The sequence below is a fragment of the Blautia massiliensis (ex Durand et al. 2017) genome, from assembly GCF_001487165.1.
GTDB classification, from domain to species: Bacteria; Bacillota; Clostridia; order Lachnospirales; family Lachnospiraceae; genus Blautia_A; species Blautia_A fusiformis.
On record NZ_LN913006.1, the window covers coordinates 1988096 to 2004252 of the forward strand.

Genomic DNA, 16157 nt, shown 5'->3' on the forward strand with positions numbered 1-16157 from the left:
CCATCCGATCTTAAAGAAATCCCGGATCGTTCCATCTACATTTCCGGCATATTTCTGTACGCCACGGTTGTTCATCACGCAGATCTGCGAGCTGTTATACATGATGATATTATCTCCGCTCATTTTTATAGTCGTATATGGAATATTGAAATTTTTACGGAATTTCAGCTGTCCGCTCATACTATAGACTTCCATTGTATACAGATCATCTTTATTATTGTTTTTAAATACCAAGCCAATCCTGTCATCACTGAAAAATGTACTTACGATCTCCTGTTTTACATTGACTGTTTTGCTTTCTTTAGGAATCTGGCTTCCCTGGTAAGTAGAAAATCCATCATCTCGCAAAGCAATATACTTACTGTCACTGATACATTCCACCTGCGGGATCACTACATTCTCATAGGTATAACCACTTACGATCCGATCATCCTTATTCTGCCCTACATCCCCATAATTATAAAATGCCACATAGCTGGTAGTCTTGCTTCCATCAACATACTGGAATGTTACCATCATCACTCCGTTATCAGACACTGCTACATCCATGGGATATCCCGGATCATCGATCTTAGTCAGATTTTCCGCGACCAGACTGCCATCCGGATTATAAAAATTGATCCAGGTATTATCATCATTGTCCAGGATCACTGCAACCATTCCATTCGATGCGATCCGCACTTTTACAATAGCATAAGATGTTGTTACAGTTCCGGTCACACCTTTTTTGTCGCAGATATAAAGCGATGTTCCCTCGCTGTCTGCAACAACCGCCCTGCTTCCATTCACATCTGCAATAGGATTCTGCATTGTATAGGTTTCATTCCAGATCGTATTCATGCTGTTGTCCACAACAGATACTCCATCCGGACTGTATCTCAGGATATCTCCATCCATGTCCACATACTGTGTGGACACAACATCTTCCTGTTCGCTTGTATTTAATACTTTATAGCTGTGATAGCTTCTTTTTTCTGCATAGAGAAAAACCAGGCAGACTGCAGCAGCGATCACTGCCACTGTGATCACCTTTTTCCCCTTTCTTGAAATCCTTCGGCGATGAGAAGTTCTCCCGTAGTGAGCGCCTTCCTGTGCAGCCTGTTCCTGTGCAAGCCTGGCTTTTTGCCTCATCAGCTTTTTACGCTTTTGTTTTTTCTGTATTTTTTTTATGATATTCACAACCGTATCCCTTACCTTAAGTATTTTATTTTGTAATTGGTTTTCCAGTTATTATAGCACACTCCATCAGGGTAGTACAATTACCTGCCCGGGATAAATGATCTCATTGGCAGAAATTCCGTTTAATGCACAGATCTGTTCCATCGCCGCTACAGTGCCATAGCGGTTCAGACTGATCTGATACAAGGTGTCTCCCGGGCGGATCACATAAGTTTCTCCAGGATTTCCTGCAGCCACTGAAGTCTCTTCTGTTTTTTTCTCTTCTGTTTTATTATCCTTTTTTTGCGTTGCTTCTGAAACAGACTGTTTTTTTGACCTTCGAGGTTCCGGTGTTATTGAGATTTTTTCTCTTTTCTGCGTGGTTTCCGTCGGGACCGGAGTTCCCCGCACAGCTTCCTGCGTTTGTACCGGTTTTTGTGTCTGCACCGGTTTCTGCGTCTGCACCGCCTTTGGCGAAACCGATACACTCCGCACCGGTTCTGTTACTGCAGGTGTTATCTGCACCACCGAAGCAGAAGCGGCGCGATAATCTTCCGGAACCTCTGTTTTTTCCTGCTGATTCCGATAAAAGCCCACTCCAGCCACAAGAACTGCCAGTGCCAAACACACCGTAGCCGCATAAGAAAAAACAGAAGTTTTCTCTTCTCCCCGTTCCTCCGGATTTTTACTGTCTATGATCTTTCTGAAATTTCTGACAGCCCTGTCCTCCACTTCCTCGGATGCCTCTCCGCCCTCTTTCTGGCTACGTTCGATCATATACGTCTGCATCTGAGAATTTTTCTCATAATAAATATAATACCCGCTCAGTTTTGCCATCATGCCGCCATCATAACGGAAAAAGGCATCCTCCCGTTCTCCAGGATCCATCAGCATCAGGATCTTTTCCCCTCCGAAATGTCTGAGATGTACTTTCACAAAAAGCTCCGTGATCTCCATTGCTATCTGAGGCTGTGCAAAAAACCATCCCACGATCTCCTGCTCCGGAAAATACTGATCCTTATCCTCCTGCAGTTTCTGCCAGAGTTTTTCCGAAAAGTCAATATGTTCTGCAGCAGCCTCCATGCCGTCTGCTGCAATGGCACCTTTTATAAAAATACAGGTCATATCTGCAGTCCATTGAATTTCACCTGTAAGTACCGCCACACTTCCCTGGCCTTCCGGCTTTTCATCTTCTGCCAGGCTGCAGAGAAATGTGTATACATAATCTTCTATATAAATCCTGTAATCTCCGTTCGCCAGCCCGATCTGCCTTACATTTCTAGGCATGGAAAACGATTCCTGTGCGGCTTCCTGTTCTGTTGTGTCCTCCTTATAAATGACTTCTATCATCTCATATCACTCCTTCTGTCCAAGCATAGCACAGTAAAAATGCGGATTTTAGCAGAATGTAAGAGTCTGTCCACAGAATTTAGCGACAGATTCCGCACCATGCATATTTTTCCTTTTTTCAGGATATGATAGAGTGAAAAAAGAATCGAGGTTTCTCATGGCTTTTTACATTGATGCCAGAAAAAACGGTTCATCCGGCGAGATTGCCTATCTTCTGAAAAAATGCATTCTTCACTGTCCCAAAAAATGGACTGAGATCGTGTTTTTATGCATTGGCAGTGATCGTGTTACCGGAGATTGTTTAGGCCCATATATCGGACATCTTCTTCATCCTCATGAAACCGGACATATTTTTGTCTACGGCACTCTTTCCTGCCCGGTCCATGCCCTGAACCTGGAAAAAACTTCATCGCTTATCACAAGGCTTCATCCACACGCCCTTGTAATCGCCATAGACGCTTCTCTTGGACAAAAAAAACACCTGGGCTATGTGACCATTGGAAATGGTGCACTTTACCCAGGTGCTGGTGTTCAGAAAGATCTTCCACCTGTAGGGGACATCCATATCACCGGCATTGTAAATACTGCCGGAATCATGGAGCAGCTTACCCTGCAGACTACCCGGCTCTCCACCGTGGTAACACTTGCAGATGTGATCGCCTGCGGGATTCTTAAGATACTTCCTGCAGAAACAGACTTATCCCCTGTTGATCTTGATTATGCGAACTCCTTGATCTGCTTATAGATACCCTCTGCATCGAGACCGTATTTATGAAGAAGCTCTAATGCCGGACCGGACTCACCGAATACATCATGGATTCCGATACGTTTAACCGGTACCGGTGCCTTCTCAGCCAGGCACTCGCATACAGCTCCGCCAAGACCGCCGATGATGGAATGCTCCTCAACAGTTACAACCTTGCCGGTTTCTTTGGCAGCTGCAACAACAAGGTCCTCATCCAGAGGCTTGATGGTATGGATATTGATCACTTTTGCATCGATTCCGTCTGCTGCAAGCTTCTCAGCTGCTTCAAGAGCCGGTGCAACGCAAAGTCCGTTTGCGATGATGGTAAGATCTTTTCCCTCGCGGAGAACGATGCCCTTACCAAGCTCAAATTTATAATCCGGTCTGTCATTGATAACCGGAACAGCAAGACGTCCGAATCTCATGTATACCGGTCCCTGATGCTCGTAAGCAGCAGCAACCATAGCTTTTGCTTCGATATCATCAGAAGGACTTGCAACGACCATGCCCGGAATCACTCTCATCAGGGCAAAATCCTCCAGGCACTGATGTGTGGCGCCATCTTCACCTACAGAAATACCGCCGTGAGTTGCTCCGATCTTTACATTCAGCTTCGGATATCCGATGGAGTTACGAACCTGCTCATAAGCACGTCCTGCTGCAAACATTGCAAAAGTACTTGCAAAGGGAACCTTACCTGTGGAAGCGATTCCTGCTGCAATACCCATCATGTTGCACTCTGCGATACCGCAGTCAATGTGACGCTCCGGGAATTCTTTTTTAAACATACCTGTCTGTGTAGCTGCAGCAAGGTCAGCGTCAAGAACGATAAGATCCTCGTGTTTTTTTCCTAATTCTATGAGGGCACTGCCGTAGCTTGCTCTCGTTGCGATTTTCTTTACTTCTGACATAATGCTTCACCTACCTTCTCCAGATCTTCCATTGCCTGTGCATACTGCTCGTCATTCGGAGCTTTTCCGTGCCAGCCTACTGCGTTCTCCATGTAGGAAACGCCTTTACCTTTTACTGTTTTCATGATGATAGCTGTCGGCATACCCTTTGTAGCTCTTGCCTCATCAAAAGCAGCCTTCAGCTGATCCATATCGTTGCCGTCCGCAACATTGATCACATGGAAATTGAAAGCTTCAAATTTCTTGTCGATCGGATACGGGGAGCATACATCTGCAATGTCACCATCGATCTGAAGTCCATTGTTATCTACGATCACAACCAGGTTGTCCAGTTTACGGAAGCCTGCGAACATAGCTGCCTCCCACACCTGGCCTTCCTCGATCTCACCATCACCCAGCAATGTATATACTCGATAGTCATCATTACTGAGTTTGGCAGAAAGAGCCATACCTGCTGCTGCAGAGATTCCCTGACCAAGAGAACCACTGGACATATCAACGCCCGGAATATGCTTCATATCCGGATGTCCCTGAAGATAGGAGCCCAGATGACGAAGTGTTTTCAGATCCTCTTTTGGAAAATATCCTCTCTCTGCAAGTACAGAATAGAGTCCCGGTGCTGTATGTCCTTTGGAAAGGACAAAACGGTCACGGTCTGCCTTCTTAGGATCCTTCGGATCGATGTTCATCTCTTCAAAATATAAATAGGTGAACACGTCTGCTGCAGAAAGGGATCCGCCCGGATGGCCGGCCTTTGCTGCATGGACTGCTGTTACGATATCCTTGCGGACTTCGTTGGCAACTTTCTGAAGTTCTAACTTATCCATGTTATAAATGTCTCCTTTTTAGTGCCCTGCTGTTCACAGGGAATTTGTATATAAAAGAGGTTTCGATCACTCACCGAATACTGCCTTGTAATCAGCCTGGAATTTAGCGATACCTGCATCTGTCAGCGGATGATGTGTCATCTGCTCAATTACCTTGAACGGTACCGTAGCGATATCTGCGCCTGCAAGTGCACATGCAGTTACATGCATTGGATGACGAACGCTTGCTGCGATGATCTCTGTTGGGATATCTGCAACTGCAAACATCTCAGCGATCTGCTGGATCAGCTCAACGCCATCTGTGGAGATGTCATCCAGTCTTCCAAGGAACGGAGATACATATGTAGCACCTGCTCTTGCTGCAAGAAGTGCCTGGTTAGCAGAAAAGATCAGAGTAACGTTTGTCTTGATCCCCTCAGAGGAAAGAACCTTAACTGCCTTCAGTCCCTCTGTTGTCATAGGAATCTTAACAACCATGTTCGGATGGATCGCTGCGATCTCACGTCCCTCACGGATCATTCCCTCAGCATCTGTTGTGGTAGCTTTAACCTCACCGCTGATCGGTCCGTCAACGATCGTTGTGATCTCTTTGATCACCTCGTTGAAGTCTCTTCCTTCTTTGGCGATCAGAGACGGGTTTGTTGTAACTCCACAGATAACTCCCATGTCATTTGCTTCTCTGATATCCTCTACTTTAGCTGTGTCGATAAAAAATTTCATTGTTTTTTCCTCCTGTTTACGTTCGTTCTTTTTCTTGATGATTCCATTATAACAAACTCATTGCGGGGGTCAAGGCACCTGCTTTTTATTAATAAATCTTTTATTAATAAAATAACATTTTATTAATAATGCCTGTCAATTTTTTCACCCAAAACAGCTTCTTTCCATTTTCCTCAATTCGAATATCGCCGTAATTATCGTAGCTAACAAGGTTTCTATTCAAATGTGTCATGGAAACTCTCTCTATATATTATTATTAATAATTTTTGCGCTATTATTTATTTTTCTGTTCATCAGACTGGTTTCTGTCCAGTCTTGCATACCCCGTCGTGCGGCGCGTGATCAGCTTCGGGGTATATTCGATATTATACAGGCTGGCAGGTCTTTCATCCAGGTAAAATTTATCATTCATGTCGATCTTACGGATGATGATGTCACAGGCATCCCTTCCCTTCAGCGCAACAAAATGATCAATGGTTGTCAGGGAGATCCTGCGGATGCCGGAATAAAAAATATTGTCGCACCCTATGACAGAAACATCCTTCGGAACGTGTATCCTCATTTCATGCAACGCATCAATGGCGCCTATAGCCATCATGTCATTCTGTCCTGCGATAGCCGTAAATTTCTGTCCTTCCTGGAGAAGCTCCATGGTCAGCTCGTAGCCCATGGCATACTCGGAATCCATCCGCGGGATCTTTCTGTCATTGGATTCATCTGCCGCCTTGATGAGCACATGATCTTTTTTTCCCTCTTTTTCAAACTCGCGGACAAAGCCCTCCACACGCTTGGAGCGCTGCCACTGCCGTCTGGTAAGAGGCGGCGTGATAAATGCCACATCCGTGTGCCCCAGATCAAGAAGATGTCTGGCCATCAGCCTTCCTACCACTGTGTTGTCCTGATTGATAGCATCTACCGTGGTTGTTTTTTCCTTGTTGCTGATGATGACGAGCGGTGTTTCTTTTGCGATCTTTTCTACCTGATGCTGGAAATCCGGATGAGGATTGCAGGTATAGATGATCCCTGCCGGCCGCATGGTCTGCATCATACGGAGATATTTTTCTTCCAACCCCGCATCGCGCTGGGTGTTGCAGATAAATACCCCATATCCCTGCTCATTGGCCACAGCCTCGATCCCCTGAAGCAGCAGTACATAATAGGGACTGGTGAGTGTGGGGCAGAAAACAACGATCAGCTTTTCTTTTCTGTCAGCTTTGTGTTTCCGACGTCCGGGAAGCTCATAGCCAAGCTCTCTGGCCGCCTGCTCCACCCGCTCCACAGTTTCTCTCGAAAAAGAAACATTATATTTCCGGTTCAGCACCATGGATACCGTTGCCTGGGAAACTCCTGCGCGTGCTGCCACATCCGATGAGGTTGCTTTCTTTTTTGCCACCAGTCTCACCTCCTTTATAACCTGGGGAAATTTCCTGGCTGCTTATCACTTTTTGCAATCCCTCAGGGAATTTTTTACCTGATCCGATTAAAGCTCCACTCTTCCTTCCAATGCCCGGAGAAGTGTCACCTCATCAATATACTCCAGATCACCGCCCACCGGAACTCCGCTGGCGATACGGCTTACTTTGATCCCGGTCGGTTTGATCAGCTTACTGATGTACATAGCTGTCGTTTCGCCTTCAAGACTGGAATTGGTTGCCACAATAACTTCCTTTACATCCCCCTGAAGGCGCTTCATCAGTTCCTTCAGTTTGATATCATCCGGCCCGATCCCAAGCATCGGGGAGATCGCACCATGAAGTACATGATATACACCGTCAAATTTACCTGTTTTCTCATATGCTGCCAGATCCCTGGTATTCTCAACCACCATGATCGTGCTGTGATCCCTTTTGGGATTGGCGCAGATCGGACAAAGCTCCTGATCTGTCAGCGTGTAACAGCACTTACAGTACTGAACATTCTGCCTTGCATCGGTAATGGAGGCGGTCAGCTGCTCCACCTGGTCCTTCGGCATATTCATGATATGAAATGCAAGACGCTGGGCAGATTTGGCTCCGATCCCCGGAAGATGGGAAAGCTGCTCAATAAGTTTATTGATATGGCTGCTGTAATATTCCATCAGAAAGGAAGACCTCCGCCAAGACCGCCAAGGCCGCCTGTGAGTTTGGACATCACTGCTGCTGACTCGGACTCAACCTGACGGAGCGCCTCATTTGTTGCTGCCGCGATCATGTCCTCAAGCATCTCGATATCATCCGGATCTACCGCTTCCTCGGAAAGTGTGACCTTTGTTATTTCACGTTTACCGGAAACTGTAACGGAAACAGCTCCGCCGCCTACTGTTGCTGTAAACTCTTTTTCCTCAAGAGCTTTCTGGTTTTCTTCCATCTGACGCTGCATTTTCTGCGCCTGTTTCATAAGATTATTCATGTTTCCCGGCATACCCATGCCAGGAAATCCACCTCTTTTTGCCATAATACTTTCCTCCTGTTTTTTGTTTACGGATTTATGACTCCTCATCCGGGTCTTCTTCCACTACGATATCCATGTGGATATTCTCCCGAAGTGCATCGTCTACTGTGATCTGCGCGAGATTGGTGTGCTGATGTTTGTTGGCTACCAGCATATGTATCTCCACGCTCTTGCCTGTCCGGGCAGCAATAATGTCCTGAAGCTCTTTCTTCGCCTCCGGATTGTCTACATAATTCATCCCCAGAAAATCCTGGAATTCCACATAAAGGATGGGATCTCCTGTTTCTCCGTTATACTTGGGGACTGCACGCTGCAGGGACTGCTTGAAAAGTCCGGTAGTCTGACCCACGATGGCACGCCAGCCTGCCACGATCTTCTGAAGATCCTCAGGAGCTGCCTTCTGTGGTTTCTGCTGCTGTACCGTTGCTGTACCGGTCACTGCCGCCCCCGGTTCCCCGGTTCCACCGGCCTCGCTCTCCCGAACGATCACCTGCTGCACAGGCCGTTCCTCCATCTGCTTTTCCAGGACACGAAGCCTGTCAAGAACAGAGTCTAGATTTGTCTCCATGGCCGGTCTGCACAGCTTAATCAGTGCGATTTCCACCAATACACGCTTCTGGCTTGCAAAACGGATCTGATTGGACAGATCGGAAAAAATACGAATGTAACGCATCAGCGTCTCCACATCTGTCATCCCGCTCTCTTCCTTCAGAAGCTTCAGATTCTCAGAAGAAACATCAATGGCTTCCTCCGGATTTTCGGAAGTCTTCACAAGCAGAAGATTTCGCATATACCAGGTAAAATCTGATACAAACTGTCCCAGCTCCCGGCCGCCTGTGATCAGGTCCTCCAACACATGGATGGAACCTATCACATCGCCGGAAAGAACCTTTCGGAGAAGTCTGCTGAATACCTCTGTATCCACAGCTCCCAGAACATCCAGGACTTTATCATAAGTAAGCACCTGTCCCAGATAAAAGGAAATACACTGATCCAGAAGACTCAGGGCATCTCGCATGGACCCGTCGCCTTTTTTTGCCACATAGCGTACAGCCTTCTCCTCTGCTTCCACCCCTTCTGCTGTCAGAAGCTCGGAAAGTCTGGCAGCAATGGTATCAATGGATATCCGGTGAAAGTCATAGCGCTGACATCTGGACAGTATTGTGATCGGTATCTTGTGGGCCTCTGTAGTCGCCAGGATAAAAATAACATAAGAAGGCGGCTCCTCCAATGTTTTCAGAAGAGCATTAAATGCACCTGTTGAGAGCATATGCACCTCATCGATGATATAAACCTTGTATTTACCCTCTGTTGGACGATAAGCCACTTCCTCACGGATCTCACGGATGTTATCAACACCGTTGTTAGAGGCTGCATCGATTTCGATCACATTCATGGCAGTTCCCGCCTGAATGGCCTTGCACATGGCACATTCATTGCAGGGGCTGCCATTTACAGGATGTTCACAGTTTACTGCCTTCGCCAGGATCTTTGCAACCGTAGTTTTTCCGGTACCACGCGTTCCGCAGAACAGGTATGCGTGTCCGATACGGTTCGCCTTGATCTGGTTTGTCAGTGTTGTCACAATATGATCCTGTCCTTTTACATCGTCAAAATTGTCGGGACGAAATTTACGGTAAAGAGCAGTATAACTCATAAAACTCTCCTTCTCTTCGCCACAGTCGCCGCGGAAAGACTCCCGCGGCGGCCAGATGACTCATAATTCATTAATCGCCAAAACTGATTCCGATCTGTTTGGCTGCTTTTACAAGCTGATCCTTTGGAGATACCATCTTCAACTTGCCTGCGCATTCAGCAAGAGGAACCCTCTTGATCTTGCCGTTGATGACACCGATCATAACACCGTATTCCTCATCCATGATCGCCTGCGCTGCACCGGCACCGATCCTTGTGGAAAGAACGCGGTCATATGCACATGGCTCTCCGCCTCGCTGCATATGTCCCGGAACTGTGATACGTACCTCACTTCCGGTCACCTGCTGGATCTGGTCTGCGATCTCATAGGATACAGACGGATATTTCTTCGCTCTTTCCGCAAGCTTTTCTTTGTATTTTTTCTTCGGAAGCTCTGCATCTTCTTTTGAGATAGCTCCCTCAGCTACTGCAAGAATGGTAAAACGCTTGCCTGCCTTGTTACGCTTCTGGATGGCTTCTACAACCTTATTGATATCGTATGGGATCTCCGGGATCAGGATCACATCTGCTCCGCCTGCAACACCGGCATTCAGTGTAAGGCTTCCGACCTTATGTCCCATGATCTCAACAATAAATACACGTCCATGAGATGCAGCTGTTGTATGGATGCAGTCAATGGCATTTGTTGCGATCTCCAGAGCGCTCTGGAAGCCAAAGGTCATATCTGTACCCCAGATATCATTATCAATGGTCTTCGGAAGATGGATGATATTCAGGCCTTCCTCGCGGAGAAGATTGGCGGTTTTCTGCGTTCCGTTTCCGCCGAGGATCACAAGACAGTCAAGACAGAGCTTATAGTAAGTCTGTTTCATGGCCTCAACCTTATCCAGTCCCTTCTCATCCGGAACCCGCATCAGTTTGAATGGCTGTCTGGATGTTCCGAGAATAGTTCCGCCCTGAGTCAGGATTCCGGAAAAGTCCCTGGCTGTAAGCATACGGTATTTCCCGTAGATCAGTCCCTTATATCCGTCATCAAATCCATAAACCTCAAGGTTCTCAACGCTGTTGCTCAGACCCTTTACAACGCCTCTCATGGTTGCGTTCAGTGCCTGACAGTCACCACCGCTTGTCAGCAGACCGATTCTTTTAATCATAGCGTCCTCCATTCTATGCCCTCTTATGTGCACATTTTATTTGTTGCTGTCTGCATATAAGACAGATATTCCACCTGACGTATTTCTGCAGAACAACTACTGTATCCTCTCTTTTCACAGAGTTTTACACAATATAATATTATAAAGCATTTTCAGGCAGTGTACAATAGCCAAAAAAGCACGAAAACAGCGAGTGTATTGATTGACTTTACCTGTATCTCATCGTAAAATAAAATTATCAGTAACTTTCGTATGTTTACAGAAAATTTTCGTCAAGAAAGGAGCGTCCTATGAAAAAAATCCTCAAAAAACTATCCTGCGCTTTATTAGCCGCAGCCATGGTATGCGCCATGACTCCTCTCGCCGCCAGTGCAGCGATCAATTATTCCAAAACCCGGATCGTTTATATGCCCACATCCGGAAAGGACCTGGGATACGATGAGATCTCGATCAGCAATATTCCTGCTAAACAGAACATTCTCAAATCCAATGTTAAAGTAGTCAGTGGAGGATCTGTGATCGCACTGGATTCCTTCGGTTCCAGTAGCTTCAAAAGTACCACGGAGGCTTTCCGCAAGGGTGCAAAACCGTACACTCACTCCGATCATTTCTACAATATCGGTTTTGCCGTTAAAAAGCCCGGAACCGGAAAGATTTCCTTCAAGGTCGGAAACAAAACCTATACTTCCACCATCAAGGTGCTTCGTTATGTCAACCCGTTGAAATCCGTCTCCATCACAGGTGTAAAAGGCAACCTTGCCGGAAAATTCAAAAGCTCCGGTCATAACGCCTTTCGTTACGCCAACAAGGCACAGAAGAATGCTGTCATGAAATGCACCGCTGCAAATGGCTGGAAGATCACAGGCGTTTCTTTCAACAACAACCGGACCCATACACAGTATAGTACCAATTACAACGCTCCTAACAGCGGGGCTTCTTCTTCCACGCTCCGTATCGGAAACCTTTCCGCGAAGCAGTCCGCCTATATCAGCTTCACCCTTCGCAACACCAAAAACGGGGCGGTACAGTACTGTACACTTAATATGAACTGATTTATTTCGGTCTGTACCTTGACAAATCTGGTTTCAGAGTCTATAATTAAATTCCGCGCAGCCGGGGAGATAGCGGTGCCCTGTACCTGCAATCCGCTACAGCAGGGGTGATGCCAATCTGAGGCTTGTATCTTGCAGAGCAGCCCTTTATAAGTGGCGTTGACGTCTGGGTCTTACGCAACAGGAATCTGTGAACCGTGTCAGGGCAGGAATGCAGCAGCACTAAGCAGAAGCTCTTGTGTGCCGTGAGGGTGCCTGGGCTGAGTTAACTGTAAAGGTAACGTCTGTGAGACCATTCCGAGGTGCGGCGCGCGTAAAAAAGGTTATAATATATGATCTCTATATAAACAGCATTCCCGCCGGGTCCGTCATTTATGACTGATCCGGCGGGATTTTTTGTACTATTATTTTATTTACAATATCCGGCAACTACCTGATTGATCAGCTTGCCGTCTGCCTTTCCCTTCAGATCTCCCATAACTGCCTTCATGATCTGGCCTTTATTTCCTGTTGCCAGAACATCTGCAAATTTCTCCTCGATATAAGCCTTGATCTCTGCTTCATCCATCTGCTTCGGAGCATATTTCGCAATGATATCATATCTTGCCTGATACTCCTCTTTCAGATCTGTACGTTCTGCAGGGCAGGTGTCGATCTGCTCTTTTGCTGTTTTCAGCTCTTTCAGGATAACTTTGTCTACAAGCTCTCCTTTGATGTCATCACGGCATCCCTCATCAATGGCAGCTTTTTTTACTGCTGCGATCAGTGCGGAAACTGCTTCCTTTGTTACCTTATCTTTGGCCTTCATTGCTGCTACCATGTCTTTTCTTAAAGCTTCAAGTTCCATTTTTTGTTCCTCCATTTTCTGTCGTTCCTGTATCAATGACTTTCGCTTGGTCTGAATGGATTTTCTGTCTGTAATAGTGAAATCCATTTATGATTTTATTTTGATATTTTCACAGGATTCTGTCAAGAGTAAATCTCCCGGGACTTTTCTTTCTGTTCCGCTCTCTCTGACTGTGTCTGCCCGGCAAGGCGCTCTGCTTCCTGCTTCTTCAGGATTTTTGCCTGCTTCTTTTTCTCCCGCAGTTCCCTGAAAAATGTGGAAAGCATTTCGGAGCATTCCTCTTCCAATACCCCTTCTGTGATCTTTACCTGATGATTAAAGCCTTCGATCTGAAGAAGATTCATCACAGATCCGGCACAGCCTGCTTTCGGGTTCATACAGCCGATCACCACCTCATCGATCCTGGACTGTACCAGTGCACCGGAACACATCTGACAAGGCTCCAGCGTTACATACATGGTGCATCCCTCCAGACGCCAGTCTCCCAGCTTTTTACTGGCCTTTCGGATAGCATTAAGCTCTGCATGAGATAAGGTATTTTTATCTGTATTGCGGCGATTGTAGCCTCTGGCTATGATCTTTCCCTCATGCACGATCACGCAGCCGATCGGCACTTCCTCCAATGCACGGGCCTTTTTTGCCTGGCGGATCGCCTCTTTCATAAAACGTTCCTGATCTGTCACGTTTTTACTCCTCCTGTAACTTCACATTCCGGAAAAAGCTCCGGGATTCTATCTGTTCATACTAAGACTGCTCTCAGCCTTCTGTCCGTTCGATTATAACTTTTCAAATATTCCATGTCAATCTGCTGCAAAACAGATATTCGCACACAGCCAAAAACGCCACAGAAATTTCCACACTAATTTCTGCAGCGTTTTCTTATTGTATAACAGAAAAACGCAGACAACGGAAGCTCTCGCGAACTCCATTGTCTGCGTCAATGAATGCATTATATCTGCTTTTTTCCGGAAAGTCAAGCAGCCAGATTATTTGTGAAGGGACTCACCATTGGTAGCGATCACATCTTTATACCAATCGAAGGATTTTTTCTTATAACGGTTCAGTGTACCTGTTCCATCGTCGTTGCGGTCCACGTAGATGTAGCCGTAGCGTTTTTTCAGCTCTGCTGTAGATGCACTGACAAGGTCAATGCAGCCCCAGGAGGTGTAGTCCATAAATTATATGTTTTTTTCTTCCATGAGCAAGTCCCCATCTCTGCTTACTGCTTTTCGCAGCTCCGCAGGAAACTTACTTGATTCGGTTAAAAAGGCTTGCAGCTTTTTTCGGGGGAGAGTATGCTTGTAGTATCATAAATAAGAGAAACAAGGGGATTTTCCTATGAAAATATGTGGATTTAACAAAACAACCCTGCTGGATTATCCGGGAAGGGTAGCCTGTACCATATTCTTAGGCGGCTGCAACTTCTGCTGCCCATTCTGCCAGAATGGAGCTCTTGTCGTGGAGCCTGACACCCAGCCTGAATATTCCCAGGAGGAAATCCTGGCTTTTCTAAAAAAAAGAAAGGGGATTCTCGATGGCGTCTGTATTTCCGGCGGTGAACCTACACTTGCAACGGAGCTGCCGGAATTTCTCAGCAGGATCAGGGAGCTGGGCTATGATGTGAAGCTCGATACCAACGGTTCCCGCCCCTCCGTGGTAAAAAATCTCGCAGCAGCTAACCTGATCAACAAGGTTGCCATGGATATCAAGGCCTGTCCTTCCAACTATCCTGTGCTTACCGGTGTACATGCTGATCTGGATGGGATCCGGGAAACTGCCGGATGGCTGCTGGACGGACACCTTGATTATGAATTTCGTACAACAGTTGTGAGGGAACTTCATTCCGAAAAAGATTTTCAGGAGATCAGCCGGTGGTTAAGCGGTGCAAAAGCTTATTATCTCCAGGCTTACCGGGATTCCGACGGAGTTCTGATACCGGGATTCTCTGCCTGCTCCGAGGAAGAAATGAAAAACTACCGGGATATCCTGTCTCAGACGATCCCGGTAGTAGAAATTCGTGGTATGGAGCTGTGATCTGCAGATTTGCAAAACTGTTTGCTTATATGGATGCCGAAATTTTTCTGATCAGATGTTGATAAAACAGTACCAGTATCCTCCCTTTCCGCCTGGGATATGAATATCCGGACATTCCTTAAAGTAGGGAAAGCCAAACATATTGGCCATAAACCGTTCCTGCTGGCTGTATCCGCCGGGCACTCCCAGTATGTACTGTCCCCGGTGATTTCTGCACAGCAGAAGATGGCCGAAATTCTGATATCCGTACATGACAAAACGGTTGCTGCAGAAGCAGCCGTTTTGTCTGCATAAGGCACTGCAGTCCGATGGTCTGATCTTGCGGCAGTCTGTGAAATAGCCGTCGTTAAAGGGATCATCACAGGGTATTCCCGGAAGTGGACGAGATGGCTCCGGTCGCGATGGTTTCGGCGGATGCGGTGACGGCTGGCCTGGCCGTGGTAGTTCCGGCGGATGCGGTGACGGCTGGCCTGGTCGTGGTGGTTCCGGCGGATGCGGTGATGGCTGGCCTGGTCGCGGTGGCTCCGGCGGATGCGGTGATGGCTGGCCTGGTCGCGGTGGCTCCGGCGGATGCGGACCGGGAGCCTGATATGAATTTCCGGTTTCCGATGTCTTTAATACATCCTCCTGAATCTCCTCCACCGTCATGATCCTGTCTGACTCCTTCTGATTTTCCTGCACTTCTGGCAAGGTTCCATCTTTTTGATTTTCTTCTTCCTTTTCTTCCCGCTCTCTGCCTTTTTTCTCCGCCGCCTTCTGATATTCCGTTCCTATTTTCTCCGTTTCCTTCCGAGATTCCGTTTCTTTTTTCTTCCACTCGCGGAAATTCTCCGGCCGGATCGGCTGATCATCCCATTCCGTTCCCCAGAATCCGCCGGCATCGGAGATCAGAAGCAGTCCTCCAAGCTCCTGAAGACTTTTTCCCATGCCTCCAATATCCCCTGTATCCGTCTCCAGTGCGCACTCGATCCGTTCCCGCCCGGTAACACAGCTTCCGATCAAAATACCATCCATCAGCCCTTCCTGCCGCACAAACCCATACACTCTGCACCGACTTCCAGGCTCCAGTCCAACGCAGCGCAGATGAACCTCCACACGGCATTTCCTATCTCTGGCCTCCACCCTCACATAACCACTGCTGCCATCTTTTTTTCCTTTCCGATACTCGTACACATACGCAACAAAACGCTGATATCCAGCCAACGCACGTCCCTCCGGTATTTCGGTTTCGTTAATATATATGAAGATCGAGAGAAATCATTCCATCAACTGA

16 protein-coding genes, 1 other RNA gene and 1 pseudogene (1 of these 18 cut by a window edge) are annotated in these 16157 nt (G+C 47.0%); 4 read left to right on the plus strand and 14 right to left on the minus strand.

Annotated elements, in window-relative coordinates; all coding sequences use genetic code 11:
- On the minus strand, window positions 1-1179 hold the 5' portion of the coding sequence (locus tag BN3261_RS10115; protein WP_235812367.1) for a DUF5711 family protein. Its footprint begins 54 nt before the window's first position; only the first 1179 of its 1233 coding nucleotides appear in the window; it begins with the start codon at window positions 1177-1179; its stop codon lies off the left edge, out of view.
- A gap of 66 nt (window positions 1180-1245) precedes the next feature.
- Window positions 1246-2508, minus strand: a complete 1263-nt coding sequence (locus BN3261_RS10120; RefSeq protein ID WP_059086185.1) for a LysM peptidoglycan-binding domain-containing protein — start codon at window positions 2506-2508, stop codon at window positions 1246-1248.
- Between the two features lie 157 nt (window positions 2509-2665).
- Here BN3261_RS10120 and yyaC point away from each other — a divergent pair, with 157 nt between their 5' ends.
- Window positions 2666-3253 (plus strand): spore protease YyaC, encoded by a 588-nt coding sequence (yyaC, locus tag BN3261_RS10125; protein WP_059086186.1) that lies wholly within the window; start codon window positions 2666-2668, stop codon window positions 3251-3253.
- On the opposite strand, the gene BN3261_RS10130 is transcribed toward yyaC, so the two are convergent.
- The 8 genes from BN3261_RS10130 to BN3261_RS10165 form a co-directional block, all read right to left on the minus strand.
- Window positions 3226-4164: a transketolase family protein gene (locus BN3261_RS10130; RefSeq protein ID WP_015525670.1), complete on the minus strand. Its 939-nt coding sequence runs from the start codon at window positions 4162-4164 to the stop codon at window positions 3226-3228. The two genes, yyaC and BN3261_RS10130, sit on opposite strands and share 28 nt — an antisense overlap.
- On the minus strand, window positions 4152-4991 hold the full coding sequence (locus BN3261_RS10135; RefSeq protein ID WP_015525669.1) for a transketolase: 840 nt from the start codon (window positions 4989-4991) through the stop codon (window positions 4152-4154). Before BN3261_RS10135 ends, BN3261_RS10130 begins: the two co-directional genes overlap by 13 nt.
- Before the next feature lie 66 nt (window positions 4992-5057).
- Window positions 5058-5711, minus strand: coding sequence for a fructose-6-phosphate aldolase (gene fsa / locus BN3261_RS10140; protein ID WP_015525668.1), 654 nt, complete (start codon window positions 5709-5711; stop codon window positions 5058-5060).
- A 274-nt stretch (window positions 5712-5985) separates the two neighbouring features.
- Window positions 5986-7104 (minus strand): LacI family DNA-binding transcriptional regulator, encoded by a 1119-nt coding sequence (locus BN3261_RS10145; RefSeq protein ID WP_059086187.1) that lies wholly within the window; start codon window positions 7102-7104, stop codon window positions 5986-5988.
- 87 nt (window positions 7105-7191) lie between these two features.
- On the minus strand, window positions 7192-7788 hold the full coding sequence (gene recR / locus BN3261_RS10150; protein WP_015525667.1) for a recombination mediator RecR: 597 nt from the start codon (window positions 7786-7788) through the stop codon (window positions 7192-7194).
- On the minus strand, window positions 7788-8144 hold the full coding sequence (locus BN3261_RS10155) for a YbaB/EbfC family nucleoid-associated protein (RefSeq protein ID WP_015525666.1): 357 nt from the start codon (window positions 8142-8144) through the stop codon (window positions 7788-7790). Before BN3261_RS10155 ends, recR begins: the two co-directional genes overlap by 1 nt.
- 31 nt (window positions 8145-8175) lie before the next feature.
- Window positions 8176-9798, minus strand: coding sequence for a DNA polymerase III subunit gamma/tau (gene dnaX, locus BN3261_RS10160; RefSeq protein ID WP_059086188.1), 1623 nt, complete (start codon window positions 9796-9798; stop codon window positions 8176-8178).
- 70 nt (window positions 9799-9868) lie between these two features.
- Entirely contained in the window at window positions 9869-10951 is a 1083-nt protein-coding gene (locus BN3261_RS10165) for a 6-phosphofructokinase (protein ID WP_021977972.1), read from the minus strand.
- A gap of 290 nt (window positions 10952-11241) precedes the next feature.
- Between BN3261_RS10165 and BN3261_RS10170 the strand changes: the two genes are divergently transcribed.
- Both BN3261_RS10170 and ffs read left to right on the plus strand, forming a co-directional pair.
- Complete coding sequence (locus BN3261_RS10170) at window positions 11242-12003, plus strand: hypothetical protein (protein WP_059086189.1); 762 nt, start codon at window positions 11242-11244, stop codon at window positions 12001-12003.
- Window positions 12004-12056: 53 nt separating this feature from the next.
- Window positions 12057-12318, plus strand: an RNA gene (gene ffs / locus BN3261_RS17305) — signal recognition particle sRNA large type.
- 94 nt (window positions 12319-12412) lie between these two features.
- Here ffs and BN3261_RS10175 read toward each other — a convergent pair.
- The 3 genes and pseudogenes from BN3261_RS10175 to BN3261_RS10185 form a co-directional block, all read right to left on the minus strand.
- A complete protein-coding gene (locus BN3261_RS10175; protein WP_022426683.1) occupies window positions 12413-12850 on the minus strand; it encodes a GatB/YqeY domain-containing protein in 438 nt (145 codons plus the stop codon).
- A 122-nt stretch (window positions 12851-12972) separates the two neighbouring features.
- Window positions 12973-13533, minus strand: a complete 561-nt coding sequence (tadA, locus tag BN3261_RS10180; RefSeq protein WP_268872676.1) for a tRNA adenosine(34) deaminase TadA — start codon at window positions 13531-13533, stop codon at window positions 12973-12975.
- Between the two features lie 303 nt (window positions 13534-13836).
- A pseudogene (locus BN3261_RS10185) lies at window positions 13837-14025 on the minus strand (family 1 glycosylhydrolase); the annotation flags it as partial.
- Between the two features lie 163 nt (window positions 14026-14188).
- Here BN3261_RS10185 and BN3261_RS10190 point away from each other — a divergent pair.
- Window positions 14189-14884 carry an anaerobic ribonucleoside-triphosphate reductase activating protein gene (locus tag BN3261_RS10190; RefSeq protein ID WP_059086191.1) on the plus strand — a complete coding sequence of 232 codons (696 nt, stop codon included), beginning with the start codon at window positions 14189-14191 and terminating at the stop codon, window positions 14882-14884.
- A gap of 51 nt (window positions 14885-14935) precedes the next feature.
- Here the strand turns inward: BN3261_RS10190 and BN3261_RS10195 are convergent, their stop codons facing one another.
- A complete protein-coding gene (locus BN3261_RS10195) occupies window positions 14936-16087 on the minus strand; it encodes a DUF6128 domain-containing protein (RefSeq protein ID WP_059086192.1) in 1152 nt (383 codons plus the stop codon).
- Window positions 16088-16157 lie beyond the last annotated feature (70 nt).